Consider the following 13,667-nt stretch of genomic DNA (forward strand, 5'->3'; position numbering starts at 1 on the left):
ACCCCTTGGATAGGCATGACGAAGGAATGAGAGGGCAATTGACCCGTTGAGACATGGGAGGGAAAGCCTCCAGGGGCGGCGTGGAGATGTACATTATATGGTAAAATATGGAGTAGTAGCTAACTCCTTTATTTAACTATGCCTTCACGAAGCCAAATGATCTGAATTGATTCCAATTACCCGTCATTCTATTTATAGAGGTTATGAAATCCTGCGAATAAGTGAGCATTCAAGAGATACTCATATCAAACTGAGGGAGTTCAATAAGAATTAGTTGGATAAAATGAGTCAATAGCAAAAAAGACATTCTCTAAAGGAATGTCTTTTAAGCAGTTATTTAAAGTTATACTGTTATTATGTGTGTATCAAGTATAATTGTACCTCACAAAGGATTTCTAAATTTTTCAATGATAAAGTCAATAAAATACCTACTTGCTATAGGCAATACCCTTTTGTCTTTATATGCCAGACTAATTGTACGAACAACAGAGGGAGAGATTGATTTTGTTACAATATTATAAGGGCATCGACTTAACACAAGTTTCGGCAAAATTGAAATGCCAAGCCCTTGTTCAATCATGGACATAATAGCATAATCATCATGTACTCGGTATTGAATATTAGGTTCAAAGTTATTCTGTCTAAAAATAGTTAATGGTTCACTTATTTCGCCCTCATCTAAAAGTATATAAGGTTCTTTTGATAGTTCTTTGAGAGAGACTTTGTTGTGGGTTGCTAAAGGATGATTTGTTGGTAATACAGCAAGCATTTCATCTTCTTGCAAGGAACTCGTGGTTAGATTCGATACAGCTTTTGGATTAACAAAACCAAAGTCTACACTTCCTTCTTTTATCCAATTAGCTATTTCCGTATAATCACCTTGATGTAATTCAAAATGAACAGATGGGTACTGTTCCTTAAAATCTCTAAACAATTCTGGAAGCCAATGACATGAAACACTGGTAAAGGTGCCAATCCTAATAAGACCACTATGGATACCTTCCATCTCTTTGAGCTTTTCTCGAAGTTCCCTGTGTGAATTACAGATTTTTTTTATGTATGGCAAAAACTCCTCTCCGTCTGGTGTGAGGGTAATACCCGTTCGTGAGCGTATAATTAGAGTAGTTGAAAGTTCTTCCTCCAATGAATGAATCATTTGACTAATAGCGGATTGAGTATAACCTAGTTCTTCAGCCGCTTTGGTAAAACTACCTGTTTCTATCGCTTTTATAAACGCATAATAATGATTCAAGCTCATGAACCCCTTTGTATTAGAAATTCTAATACTTCTATTATAAATATTGGTTTTACTAATGTAAAAGCAGATGATACGATATAGCCAATCTTAAAAGAAACTCATGAAAGATTGGTGTTTACTTTTATGACAAAAAAACAAGCTAACTTGATTTTAGCTACTGTCTCTATGGGGTGGGGGACATCTTATATTTTTATGAAACTTTGTGCGGATTCAATCTCTCCATTTACAATAGTAGCATTGCGATTTGGAATTGCATTTATCGTTATGATGGCGATATTCTACAAAAAAATAGTTCGTGTAGACACTAAAACATTGAAATTCAGTGCGATTATTGGAGCTCTGTTATGCGGCATTTTCATCGCTCTTATTTATGGAATGAAAACTACCACTGCTTCTTCAGCAGGATTTTTGGTGAGTACAACAGTTATTCTAGTGCCAATTTTGCAGACATTAATCACAAGAAAATTGCCTCATAAAGAAATAATCTATGGAGTTATAATTGTTTCAATTGGCTTACTTCTCCTGACTATTAAAGATGATTTTACTTTTGCATTAGGTTCGTTTTATTGTTTGGTTGCCGCCTTCCTTTATGCGGTACATATCATAGTAACAAACTTCTTTGTTAAAGAGGTTGATGCCCTACAACTCGGAATTTTTCAACTCGGATTTGCTTGCCTTTATGGAACATTCGGAAATTTAATATTTGAAACTCCTGTTATACCTCACGATATGATTGATTGGCTATCAATACTTGGTCTAGCACTAATCTGCTCCGCTTATGGTTTTGTCATGCAGCCGATCGCTCAAAGGTATACAACACCTGAAAACACTGGTTTTCTCTTTTCGCTTGAACCAATTTTTTCAGCCATATTTGCCTTTATTTTTCTGCATGAAAATATGGGTCTGCAAGGATATTTAGGTGCATTGATTATTTTAGCTGGTGTTTTTATTGCAAACTCTACACCTAAAAATCAATTTATACTTAAGGAGATGAAATTATGAATGTATTGATTATCTATTCACACCCAGAGCCAAAGTCATTTAATGGTGCTTTGAAGGACCTCGCTGTTTCAGAATTAACTTCTTTAGGTCATCAAGTCAAAGTATCGGATTTGTACGCTATGAATTTTAAAGCAGTAGCAGACCCTGATGATTTCGATAGATTGCATAACAGGGAATTTTTTAAGTACCAGATAGAGCAAGGAATTGCATCGAAAACGGATAGTTTTTCCTCTGATATTCAAGAAGAGCAAGAAAAACTTCTATGGGCAGATTTTGTTATTTTCCAATTTCCTCTTTGGTGGTATTCTGTTCCTGCAATTTTAAAAGGTTGGTTCGATAGAGTATTTGCATCTGGTTTTGTTTATGGGAAGGATATTGGAAGATATGATACTGGTGGACTTAGAGGCAGAAAAGCTATGTTGTCAACCACAACAGGCTCTCCTCATCACGCATATACTCCGTATGGAATGGATGGAGATATTCATGAAAAGATACTTTATCATATAAATCACGGAATGCTTTATTTCGCTGGACTAGAACCTGTTGAGCCATTTATAGCTTGGACACCAGCACGTGATGAGGATACTAGGAAGCGATATTTTGAGGAATATAAAAAGCGCCTCCATAATCTATCGGAAATTCCTTCTATTCCGTATCATCCTTCTTCTCATTATGACGAAAATCACCAATTAAAAATGAAGTATAGATAAGGACTAGAATGGAAGCTCTTTTCTTATTTGGAAGTGAGATTGTGAAGGATTGTACTTAAAGTAACGGGTGCTTATGTTTAACAAAGGGTTGCGGTGGCAGCTCTTTTTTCTTGTTCCACTAACGGGCAGGTTAGTGGAAGAAGGAATCGTGATTTTAATGTAGAATATTTCTCTGAGGAGTGATTCTATGGATATAAGATTTTCGTTTGTTTTAGACACAGATGTACCAACTGGACCAGAATATTATGGATCTTATATGAATGGTTATATAACAGGTAATTTAAATATTTATATAGATGAAAAATTATTTTTCGAAGAACCATTTACCAACCTAGCAGAACTAGGATGGAAACTGGGCAAATGGTTACAAAAGATTCGTGGTGTTAGAGAGAATATGGACTTTGATACCATTGACCATGACGAGGCTATAATCAACTTTCTATATGAGGGTGAAGTTAATTGGAGAATTTATTCAATTTGGCAAGAGTTTGAAACAGACAAATACATTTCCACAACTGTATTAGTAGAAGCTGTAACACATTATCTTCACGAATTGAATAAGGAACTTCACTCAATTGATTACTTTGTTACTCTGGATAAGTACCTTTAGTAAGTAATATCAAAGGAGGTGAGGAAGGTAAAATGAATCAATCCTATTTTTATTTAAAACTAGAAACACATCAATTACATATGTCTTATAAAAATGAAAAACGTCGCGTGCGTGTTTTATTGCCGAAAAATTATGATAAAGATGAGGCTAAAAATTATCCAGTTGTCTATATGCATGATGGACAAAATGTTTTCTACAGTAGTGAAGCTTATAGCGGGTATTCATGGAAAGTTATTCCGGCAATTAAACAAAACCCCGATTTTCCGAAGATGATTGTTGTTGGGATAGATAACGCTGAACAAGATCGAATTAATGAATATACGCCTTGGAAAATTACTGAAAGCCCACTTCCTGAAGATATTGAACTAGGCGGAAGAGGCGCGGAGTTTGCTGAGTTTGTCATGACAGTCGTGAAACCGTTTATCGATAAGCATTACCGAACTAAATCGGATAAATATCATACAGCGATGATTGGCAGTTCACTTGGAGGAAATATTTCGGCTTTTATGGGTATTGAATATAAAGATCAAATTGGTGGTTTAGGCATTTTTTCTTTAGCCAATTGGATTACAAGTGAAGCCTTTGACAGTTATATTGCTAGAAAAGAGTTGGATCCTGAACAACGCGTGTACATTCAAGTTGGGACTCAGGAAGGCGATGATGCCGATCGACAATTGATGTATGGTAATATGAAGCAGGCATATATCGATTGCTCGCTTAAGTATTATAAACAACTGATAAAAGGCTCTGTTCCAATTGATAGCATTCGTTTAAATATTTTTGCGGATGAAGAACATAATGAAAAATCTTGGGCAAAACACTTGCCAGAATGTTTACGTTTCTTAAGTGAGAAGTGGTCTTGAATGAACTGAATAATTATATTTGACTGAATTTGATCATGGGAGGAATCTATCACTTTTTTTGAATATTTTTGGAAGTTTAGATTGATTATAAATTGAAATAATTGTACCTTAGTCGTAAAAATAATGAATTTTTTGATTCTGAAAAAGGAGCTTTTTTTATGAATTATATTTTGATATCACCATATTATCCAGGTAATTTTCAGTCATTTGCTCATCGTTTAAAAGACGCAGGTGTCAATGTTTTAGGAATTGGCGAAGAGCCATATGACCAATTAGGTTCCGAATTACAAAACTCTTTAACAGAATATTATCGTGTGAATAATTTAGAAGATGTAGATGAAGTGAAACGTGCTGTTGCATTTTTATTTTATAAACATGGTCCAATTGACCGCATTGAATCCAATAACGAATACTGGTTAGAACTTGATGCGCAGTTGCGTGAGCAATTTAACGTGTACGGCAATAAAACGAATGACTTGAAAAAAGTTAAGTATAAATCTGAAATGAAGAAGCTGTTTAAAAAAGCAGATGTGCCTGTTGTAGAAGGAAGAATCGTTAAAACTAAAAAGGAGTTATCTAAAGCCATTGATGAATTAGGACTGCCAGTTATCGCTAAACCGGATAATGGAGTTGGATCAGCTGCAACCTTTAAATTAAGTTCAGAAGAGGCTGTACTTCATTTTGAAGAAGAATGGGGAGAAGCACAAGTGTACTTCTTAGAACCATATGTCGAAGGAGGCGTGCTTTGTACATTTGATGGTTTAGTGGATCAGAAAGGGAACATTGTTTTCCAAACAAGCTTTACATATAATGTGCCAACTCTGGAACTCGTTAATGGTCAGTTGGATTTAGCTTATGTGATTCAAAAAGAAATTGATCCAAAGCTCGAAACTTATGGAAAGGCGATTGTGAAAGCTTTTGGCATGAAAGAACGCTTTTTCCATATTGAGTTTTTTAAATTAGAAAATGGGGATTATGTTGCACTTGAATACAATAACCGCTTGGCTGGCGGCTACACGATTGATATGTACAATTTCGCGTACTCCATTGATTTATTTGCTCAGTATGCTTCTCTTGTGACAGGAGGAGAATTTAAGAAGTCCGATTCCAAAAACAAGTTTTGTGTCGGTGTAACACAGCGTGATGCGTATGAGTATAAACATGATACGAATGCTATTTATGAACGATTTGGCGACCGTGTGAAGTTTGAACAGCGCATGCCAGATGCGTTTGCGGAACTCCAAGGAAATCAATTTTATGCGATTAATGCAGATTCGCATGAAGAAGTGGATGACATTATCCGTTTTGTACATGAACGAAAAAATTTGGGAAAGGAGATTTTTCTATGCATATAGAACAGTTAAACCATTGGAGTGGCGAATTAGGACGTGAAATGCTGTTAAACAGATATGGACACAGTGGCATGCCAATCGTAGTTTTTCCTTCATCTGGAGGGACGCATTCTGAATACTATGATTTTGGAATGATTGATGTGTGTCATGACTTTATTGAATCCGGAAAAGTTCAATTTTTTACATTGGCTAGTATAGATAGCGAAAGTTGGCTGCACGACTCAAAACCGGCGCATGACCGTGCATTAGCTCATGAGGCATATGACCGTTATGTGATTTCAGAAGCTATTCCATTTATTAAACATAAAATAGGTTGGTTTGATCCAATGATGACAACGGGGTGTAGTATGGGGGCATATCATGCGTTGAACTTTTTCTTGAGACATCCGGATGTCTTCCAAACAACCGTTGCACTAAGCGGTGTTTACGATGTGCGTTTCTTTTTTGGGGATTACGGAAATGATCCGCTTGTATACGAAAATTCACCGAGTGATTACATATGGAATCAAAAGGACGGCTGGTTAATTGATCGATATCGTTCAGCAGATATCATTATTTGTACCGGGCTGGGTGATTGGGAACAGGATGGGCTGCCTTCATACTATACATTAAAAGAAGCCTTTGAAGAAAAACAAATTCCAGCATGGTTTGATGAGTGGGGCGAAGATGTTTCGCATGATTGGATTTGGTGGCGACGCCAAATGCCGTATTATTTAGGAAAATTACTTAAATAAAATGTCAAAAAAACATCAGTACGGTTGAGTCGCTGGTGTTTTTTGACAGGGGATTTTTTGATTTTTAGGTAATAAATAATTGATGTCGTATTAAAAGTAGCAATAAAGTGGTAATAAACACTTAAATGTGGTGATAAAAAGGCAATAAAATAACAATATACTGTCGTCGTTAAAAGAAACCCATATAATATATTATGGACAATATTCTCACAAAACATATAAAACCATTTAATATAAAAATAGACACCTTCTGTGTCTATTCAGGAGACAAAAACCCCACTATTCATAAGTTCTTCGCTTTATTAATTTGAGTTAGAGTATGCATCGTCCACGAAAATAAATATTTAAAACGAGGGGCTGTCCTATTCTTGGACAGCTCTTGATATTTTTCGGTTGGAAGATTGTGAAGGAATGTACTTACACTAACGGGTGGATTAGTAAAAATATCAAAAGGTGATCTAATAATGAGTATACAAGTCAAATTGAAAGATATTATTGAGGAAATGGAAATACAGTTTGAAGAATCACGTTCATTTCTAAATCCTGTTCCAATCATATCGGTGCCTTTTACAAAGGCCCTTCCCCAATGGAGAAGGGCTAATGTTTTATTTTAAATTTTTTCGTCCTTGTTCATATTTCTCCTCATGCATATGATCAACATAATCATCTGATATTTCACCTAAATGAAGTAAATCCTCCCCGTTGTCTACAACTTCCAGTGATTCAAAAAACTCTTGAGGTATATTAAAGTCAATCAGAAGTTCCCCTGAAGGACTGTAAACACTGCCAGATAAACTACCTTTTGGAGGTTCTTGCATTTTTAATAAATCATTTAAGGTTACTGGTTGGCCGTTAACCTTAAAGTTCATTTTAATTTCATACAACGCAATTGTTTGTTCTAAAATTTGAACCATTTCATTAAGTTCTTCATCGCTTAATTGACTAGGATCTTCTACATTGGTGAATTTTTCCCAAAGGGTATCGTTTGTTGCTATTTGGTCGAGTTGATCTTTATTTTTTTCTTCTACTTCAGCTAAGTAGTTAAAAAATCTTTCTGCTTCTTCTTCAGTAATGCCAAATTCCCCTAATGCTTTTTCGGTTTCCGCCATATACTCATCGTTGTTTACATAGAATTCAACTGATGCATCCAAATCCTCTATAAATTTATAGTCATTCAAGTTATCACCAAAATGGTCCATTAAATCATTAAATTCTTTCTCGGTAAGACCATATTTAGTTAATAACTCCTGAAAATTTTTCGAGTTAATTGGGGTACCCATGACATCTTTAAGTTCTTCCACTGTGTTAAAATCATCTAATGGAATTTCATAGTAGGAAAGATAGTCAAATAAGTCTTGTTTAGTCCATCCTATTTCCGCTAAATATTGGTTCAATTCATTTTCTGGTGGAGCAGCATTCGCTGAAGGAACATTCAATAGGAATGGCAGCATGAGCATGAGCACTAACAAAACCTTAATACGGACCATTGGTACCCTCCTTTAATTTGGTGCAATTATAATTTACCCTGATAAGGGATACTTAGAAGTATAAACATACCTAATTCTATTGGAAGTAACACCAAGATTACACAGAACTGAGGCAGATGAATGGAAAGTTATACATACCGTAGTGGACGAGCTCGCTTTTTTTAGTGAATATGATTAGACAAGGAATTTTGTTTTAAACTCACTAATAGGCCAAATAAATGTGGAAAATATGTCCTTAAGCAATATTTTATTTTTTATTTTTATAAAATTTCTCCTAAAAAATCGTTAGCATAATTATTGGAACCTAAAATAAATGTAAAGACTTTCATAGGGCACATGGTGTCTTACAAGAAAGTGTATGCCCTCCTATAGGATAAACTCTAAAACCATTTAATAGTTCCTGACGTAGAGGATAGGGAAAATTTCATCGCTATTCTTCCCAATCGTTCACTTTCATAAAAACGTGTGTAATGTGAAATCCTATTATCACTGGAACAAAATGGAGGATGTTATAAATGAGAGAGATTCAAGAAAAAGGTCTATTCTGGCATTGGGGAATAAGGATGTACAGATTGCGCTGGGCAGTAACAATTTTTTGGATATTGTTATTTATAGTTTCTGCATATTTTGTCCAAAAACTACCTGATAGGCTTAAGGAAAGTGGATTCAATTCGAAGGGAAGCGAATCGGACCTCGGATTTTCATTAATGAAAAAGGAACTTGGGACGTCACCGTCTACAGTCACTATTGTTTATACAAGTCATGATACTGACTTAACAAGTGAACAAGCGAAGAAGGACATACTGCATTCATTAGATAAATTAAAAAAACGAAACTATGTTGAAAAAATTCACATCAATTCAACAACTCGTTTAATAGAGGATAAGGGAATTCAGTCTGTTGTTGTTGAACTAAAACTAAAGAATCAAGAGGCTCTTAACCATTTTCCAGAGATGAAAAGGCTAATAGGGAAGCCCCAGGGAATGGATACATATGTTGATGGGGAAATTGCGACAACTCATGAAGTACAGCAGGCAACAAAACAAGACATGGCACATTCAGAAAAGATTGGCCTTCCAATTGCCTTACTTGTCCTATTATTTATTTTTGGGACAGTGTGGGCAGCCATTCCGCCTCTATTAGTTGGGATAATGAGTGTATCACTGGCACTTGGAAAAATTTATTATCTTACTGATTATTACTCGTTCTCAAATTTTCTTCCAAATATAGTTATGATGCTGGGTCTTGCGATCGGAGTTGATTATGCACTGTTTCTTGTCAGCCGTTTTCGAGAGGAATTAAAGAGACAGGAATCAGTAAAGGAAGCTGTGGCCATGGCTACACAAACAACAGAAGGCAAAGGAAAATGTCACTGAAGTATCATCCACTAGGAGCATAAAGAAATATGAGGATAAGATTCACCAATTACCTGGTGTGCTTTCGGTTCAAAGTTTTATCGATGTTCTTGGAAACCGTACACCAGAAGAAACCTTTCAACTACTTAAGTTAAAGGGTACATATGACCGAATGTTAAATGAAAGTTTATTGAAAGGGAATTTTGCTTTGCTTACAGTTGTACCACGGTCAAGGCCAGATTCGACCGAAGCTTCCAATCTTGTTCACCAGATAAGAAATGTATCAACAAATGAATTGGAAACGTATGTTACTGGGCAAACCGCTTTGCTTGTGGATATGATGGATCGAATAAATTTCGGTTTACCGTTGATGATGTTATTTATTATATCTGTGACTTACTTGAGATTGTTGTATGCTTTTAAGTCGGTTCTAATTCCGCTTAAAGCGGTTATGATGAATGTCTTAAGCCTTGGAGCAAGTCTAGGAATAGTGGTAATTATTTTTCAGTATGGATGGCTCACTAATTTACTAAATATTACATCTACTGGCTATGTTAGTATCATTATGCCTGTAACAATCTTTTGTATTGTGTTTGGTATTTCAATGGATTATGAAGTCTTTTTAATATCAAGGATTAAGGAAGAATACGATAGGTCAGGTGATAATGAAAAAAGCACAGCCGCAGGACTCCAGAAAACGGGTCGTCTTATCAGTAGTGCTGCATTAATTTTACTAGTAGTTGTTGGTTCATTCATTTTTACCAATATTGAGATTACAAAAGCACTCGGTGTTGGTTTATTTTGTGCTATTTTTATTGATGCTACCCTGATTAGAATTATCGTGGTTCCCGCATTAATGAAACTGCTCGGTCCTGCGAACTGGTGGGCTCCTAGATGGATTCTAGGAAAATGATTTTTGGAGTGGTTAAAAAAGTAGATTTATTATATCGCTGAGCATTCAGGTAACGAACTAAGCGATACAAAGGTTAGCTCCGTATCGGTACGCAACCTTTTGCGGCAGGACTTATTGAATTTATGCCTCCTGCTGAACGTAAAAACCTCTAGCGAATGAAGAAAGTCGTTTTCAGAGGATGATAAATTCATATTTATAGAACCCATTAAGTGCCGTGTAAAGTATAGGAACCTAACTAAAGCTGGGTTCCTCCGGATCCCGTCATTTGTACAATGGAATTAAAAAAATATCAGGATGGAATCGAAATGGTTTCATTTTTTTTATGATTACATAGCAGTATTGTGAAGGAATGTACTTAAACTACCATGAAAATAAGTTTCTTCAAGATTAGAAAAATGACAATACTTAAGAAGACCCTTCTCAATTGTTAAAAAAAAGAGGAGAGCGATAATTAATAAGTCTATGGATTAGGGTTGACTGGTTTAAGGTCAGTAACAGTATTGACACTTCCTAACCATTTTCATTCTCTGTGGTGCAGCACTGATTTTGTGCACTTTTTACTGGGTTCCATTATTGCTGGAGTGGACGGTTCTACCGCTCTAGGAGATCGACGACTGGGATGGGCTTGGTACGATAACACTCAAAATGATTTGTTAAGTCGTCTTGGATGTGTGGAAGGAAACCTTGTTCGACATGCGCTTCATGCTCCTCACATCCCGGAACAGACACTGAATGAGCTGGCTGAAAAGGCTTCTGTTAGATGGGCTCAACCATGGCTAGACGCGATTCTTCATAGTATTCAAACACGTAATCTTGTCGGAACTCCAATTGCCGAATACGTTCCTGACAATCTTGTGAAAGGACGTATAGCTATCGTTGGAGATGCTGCACATCTACCTACACCATTAACTGCATCGGGATTTAATGCTTCCTTACAAGATGCTGCTACCTTAGCCGAATGTGTTGAAAAAGGAATAAAAGGATCTGCGGCTTCTGAGTCACTTTTGGAATATGAATCTCACCGTTTAAAAAATGCACGTCAAATAGTTCAATCTGGACAATCTTTTAGTCGATCTTTTGGACGATAAATGTATTGATATTTTGCAACCATATGAAATGGAGGAAATGAAGATGAAAATTTTGATTTTAGGCGCAGCTGGTCAAATTTCTCGTATGCTGACTGAGAGATTACTCGATGAAACAGTCGTAGAAATTGTTCTTTATGCAAGACGCGCACATTCTCGTTTAAAAGTGACAAGTAAACGAGTAGAAATTATTTCTGGAGACTTTCAAGAGAAATCTAAACTAGTGAGTGCAATGTCTGGAGTAGATGTTGTTTATTTAAATGATATGTTTGACGTTCGTGCAACCCAATCTATTGTTTCTGCAATGGGTGAGGCTGGTGTAAAACGTCTTATTGGTGCAACAGCTTTAGGTATTTATGATGAGGTCCCTGGTCCGTTTGGTAGCTGGAATGATGCAATGGTCGGATCAAACATACCATTGTTTAAATCTACGGCGAAGGTAGTAGAAGAATCTGACCTTGATTACACATTACTCCGGTTAACATGGCTATATAATCAAGAAGGTAACGAAGCTTATCATCTAACTTTAAAAGGGGAACCGTTTATTGGGGCACAAGTTACACGCCAAGCAGCTGCGCGTTTGGTTATGAACTTACTTGCTGATAACACGAAATATATTTGTGAAAGTTTAGGTGTAAGCGAACCAAATACCGATTTTGAAAAACCTTCATTCTATTAGGTTCATAAAAGAGGACTACACTGTAACGGTTAACTCTTGTTTCTAAATCAATCCGTACCGTTCAACAGAGACTATTGGGGAAAAGAACTCGAAAAAAATATGAATTAATAATAAGAGAAGCCGTTTCCTTGTCGAGAAAATGGCTTCTCTAGCAAAAGATAAGCAACAATGTTAATTGATTTGTTGAGTAATCAACGATTTGCGTTAATTTAACCATTGAAAGTATAAAGGACTTTTTTATAATAATAAACAGATGTTGATTAATCTGGTATAAGCGATGCATGGATTTTTTACGGGATAATGATATCCACATGTGCAAACTTTATTAATAAGATGTAAAAGTCAATTAGGTACTACAAAAATATAACAATGCAAAGGAGACAAAAGCATGTTTAACGAAACTTACAAATTATCAAATGGTGTAGAAATTCCAAAATTAGGTCTTGGTACCTGGCTGCTTGACGATGCACAGACAGCACAGGCAGTGCGTGATGCGGTATCTATCGGATATCGTCATATTGATACTGCTCAGGCTTATATGAATGAAGCTGGTGTAGGTGAAGGAATCCGTTCCTGCGGTGTTGCAAGAGAAGAACTTTTCATCACGACAAAGGTTGCTGCAGAAGCAAAGACCTATGATGCAGTTTCGCAGTCCATTGTTGAGTCTTTAACAAAAATGGGACTGGATTACATTGACCTTCTGATTATCCACAGCCCACAGCCTTGGATGGAGTTTCGTGAGGAGAACCGTTACTTCGAGGAAAACAAAGAAGTATGGAAAGCAATGGAGGATGCTTATAAGACAGGCAAGGTAAAGGCAATTGGTCTTTCTAACTTCCTTCAGGATGATATAGAGAATATTCTTGCAAGCTGTGAGATCAAGCCTATGGTAAATCAGGTATTGGCACATGTGAGCAATACTCCTTTTGAACTAATTGAATTCTGCCAGAAGAATGACATCCTGGTAGAGGCATATTCACCAATTGCACACGGTGCAGTTCTGGATAATGCAGAGGTTAAGGTAATAGCTGATAAGTATGGAGTATCTGTTGCTCAGCTTTGCCTACGTTATGACATCCAGCTTGGTCTTGTAGTAATTCCTAAGACGGCAAATCCGGATCACATGAGAAACAATGCAGATCTTGATTTTGCTATTACCGATGCAGATATGGAAACTTTGAAGAATGTAGAGCACATCCAGAATTATGGTGAACATAGCTTCTTCCCGGTATTTGGCGGGAAATTAAAATAAACAGGTAATGAATGAAGCACTAAACTAGAATTTGCGCGTCTTGCATAAAGTACAATTTCTGCGTCTGTTTCATCGAGTAATCTCTCAGTCAACATTCGAGAAATTTGACCAGCTAAAGGTGAGATATTCCATGGAGCCATTTTGATTAGTCTGACAGCACAGGAAATCCGTGATCTTGAAGCATCGGCAAAAGAAACCGATGTTGTGGTCAGAGGCGCGTGGGAAAAGCCTATGTATTAAGATAATATGAATCGACCGAGATAAAAACCTGTGTCCTACGGCAGGGCATGCACCGCCCGAATCTTTAGTCTATACGGTTCCATATAAACTAACATTTCAGCATCAATGCGCCACGGCGGAATTAGGG

14 protein-coding genes are annotated in these 13,667 nt (G+C 36.5%); 12 read left to right on the top strand and 2 right to left on the bottom strand.

From position 1 onward, the window contains the following. Positions 1-382 precede the first annotated feature (382 nt). Positions 383-1,252 carry a LysR family transcriptional regulator gene (locus J7E77_RS19700; RefSeq protein WP_214716611.1) on the bottom strand — a complete coding sequence of 290 codons (870 nt, stop codon included), beginning with the start codon at positions 1,250-1,252 and terminating at the stop codon, positions 383-385. A gap of 129 nt (positions 1,253-1,381) precedes the next feature. Here J7E77_RS19700 and J7E77_RS19705 point away from each other — a divergent pair, with 129 nt between their 5' ends. The 7 genes from J7E77_RS19705 (at position 1,382) to J7E77_RS19735 (ending at position 7,143) form a co-directional block, all read left to right on the top strand. After that, the gene (locus J7E77_RS19705; RefSeq protein WP_214716612.1) at positions 1,382-2,260 is read left to right on the top strand and encodes a DMT family transporter; all 879 of its coding nucleotides are present in this window, start codon (positions 1,382-1,384) and stop codon (positions 2,258-2,260) included. Further along, positions 2,257-2,970 carry an NAD(P)H-dependent oxidoreductase gene (locus J7E77_RS19710; RefSeq protein ID WP_214716613.1) on the top strand — a complete coding sequence of 238 codons (714 nt, stop codon included), beginning with the start codon at positions 2,257-2,259 and terminating at the stop codon, positions 2,968-2,970. Before J7E77_RS19705 ends, J7E77_RS19710 begins: the two co-directional genes overlap by 4 nt. A 187-nt stretch (positions 2,971-3,157) precedes the next feature. After that, entirely contained in the window at positions 3,158-3,580 is a 423-nt protein-coding gene (locus J7E77_RS19715; protein WP_214716614.1) for a DUF7878 domain-containing protein, read from the top strand. 32 nt (positions 3,581-3,612) lie between these two features. Next, positions 3,613-4,443, top strand: a complete 831-nt coding sequence (locus J7E77_RS19720) for an alpha/beta hydrolase (RefSeq protein WP_214716615.1) — start codon at positions 3,613-3,615, stop codon at positions 4,441-4,443. 158 nt (positions 4,444-4,601) lie between these two features. Next, positions 4,602-5,798, top strand: a complete 1,197-nt coding sequence (locus J7E77_RS19725) for an ATP-grasp domain-containing protein (protein WP_214716616.1) — start codon at positions 4,602-4,604, stop codon at positions 5,796-5,798. Next, positions 5,789-6,529 (top strand): esterase family protein, encoded by a 741-nt coding sequence (locus J7E77_RS19730; protein WP_214716617.1) that lies wholly within the window; start codon positions 5,789-5,791, stop codon positions 6,527-6,529. The genes J7E77_RS19725 and J7E77_RS19730 overlap by 10 nt, the downstream gene beginning before the upstream one ends. A gap of 464 nt (positions 6,530-6,993) precedes the next feature. Then, complete coding sequence (locus J7E77_RS19735) at positions 6,994-7,143, top strand: hypothetical protein (protein ID WP_180247642.1); 150 nt, start codon at positions 6,994-6,996, stop codon at positions 7,141-7,143. Here the strand turns inward: J7E77_RS19735 and J7E77_RS19740 are convergent. Beyond that, positions 7,135-8,016: a processed acidic surface protein gene (locus tag J7E77_RS19740; protein WP_214716618.1), complete on the bottom strand. Its 882-nt coding sequence runs from the start codon at positions 8,014-8,016 to the stop codon at positions 7,135-7,137. The genes J7E77_RS19735 and J7E77_RS19740 overlap by 9 nt on opposite strands. Before the next feature lie 515 nt (positions 8,017-8,531). Here J7E77_RS19740 and J7E77_RS19745 point away from each other — a divergent pair. From J7E77_RS19745 to J7E77_RS19765, 5 genes are all read left to right on the top strand, one after another. Next, entirely contained in the window at positions 8,532-9,392 is an 861-nt protein-coding gene (locus J7E77_RS19745) for an MMPL family transporter (protein ID WP_214716619.1), read from the top strand. 151 nt (positions 9,393-9,543) lie between these two features. Then, on the top strand, positions 9,544-10,284 hold the full coding sequence (locus tag J7E77_RS19750) for an MMPL family transporter (protein WP_214716620.1): 741 nt from the start codon (positions 9,544-9,546) through the stop codon (positions 10,282-10,284). Between the two features lie 548 nt (positions 10,285-10,832). Further along, entirely contained in the window at positions 10,833-11,372 is a 540-nt protein-coding gene (locus tag J7E77_RS19755) for an FAD-dependent monooxygenase (protein ID WP_214716621.1), read from the top strand. A gap of 43 nt (positions 11,373-11,415) precedes the next feature. After that, complete coding sequence (locus J7E77_RS19760; protein WP_214716622.1) at positions 11,416-12,048, top strand: NAD(P)H-binding protein; 633 nt, start codon at positions 11,416-11,418, stop codon at positions 12,046-12,048. A 388-nt stretch (positions 12,049-12,436) separates the two neighbouring features. Then, positions 12,437-13,300, top strand: a complete 864-nt coding sequence (locus J7E77_RS19765) for an aldo/keto reductase (RefSeq protein ID WP_214716623.1) — start codon at positions 12,437-12,439, stop codon at positions 13,298-13,300. Positions 13,301-13,667: the final 367 nt, after the last annotated feature.

The organism is Bacillus sp. ISL-77 (genome assembly GCF_018613105.1).

Excerpts from the sequence above, each read along its gene's own strand:
- J7E77_RS19705 (WP_214716612.1), top strand. The coding sequence starts at position 1,382 with ATGACAAAAAAACAAGCTAACTTGATTTTAGCTACTGTCTCTATGGGG.
- J7E77_RS19710 (WP_214716613.1), top strand. The coding sequence starts at position 2,257 with ATGAATGTATTGATTATCTATTCACACCCAGAGCCAAAGTCATTTAAT.
- J7E77_RS19715 (WP_214716614.1), top strand. The coding sequence starts at position 3,158 with ATGGATATAAGATTTTCGTTTGTTTTAGACACAGATGTACCAACTGGA.
- J7E77_RS19720 (WP_214716615.1), top strand. The coding sequence starts at position 3,613 with ATGAATCAATCCTATTTTTATTTAAAACTAGAAACACATCAATTACAT.
- J7E77_RS19725 (WP_214716616.1), top strand. The coding sequence starts at position 4,602 with ATGAATTATATTTTGATATCACCATATTATCCAGGTAATTTTCAGTCA.
- J7E77_RS19730 (WP_214716617.1), top strand. The coding sequence starts at position 5,789 with ATGCATATAGAACAGTTAAACCATTGGAGTGGCGAATTAGGACGTGAA.
- J7E77_RS19735 (WP_180247642.1), top strand. The coding sequence starts at position 6,994 with ATGAGTATACAAGTCAAATTGAAAGATATTATTGAGGAAATGGAAATA.
- J7E77_RS19740 (WP_214716618.1), bottom strand. The coding sequence starts at position 8,016 with ATGGTCCGTATTAAGGTTTTGTTAGTGCTCATGCTCATGCTGCCATTC.
- J7E77_RS19745 (WP_214716619.1), top strand. The coding sequence starts at position 8,532 with ATGAGAGAGATTCAAGAAAAAGGTCTATTCTGGCATTGGGGAATAAGG.
- J7E77_RS19750 (WP_214716620.1), top strand. The coding sequence starts at position 9,544 with ATGTTAAATGAAAGTTTATTGAAAGGGAATTTTGCTTTGCTTACAGTT.
- J7E77_RS19760 (WP_214716622.1), top strand. The coding sequence starts at position 11,416 with ATGAAAATTTTGATTTTAGGCGCAGCTGGTCAAATTTCTCGTATGCTG.
- J7E77_RS19765 (WP_214716623.1), top strand. The coding sequence starts at position 12,437 with ATGTTTAACGAAACTTACAAATTATCAAATGGTGTAGAAATTCCAAAA.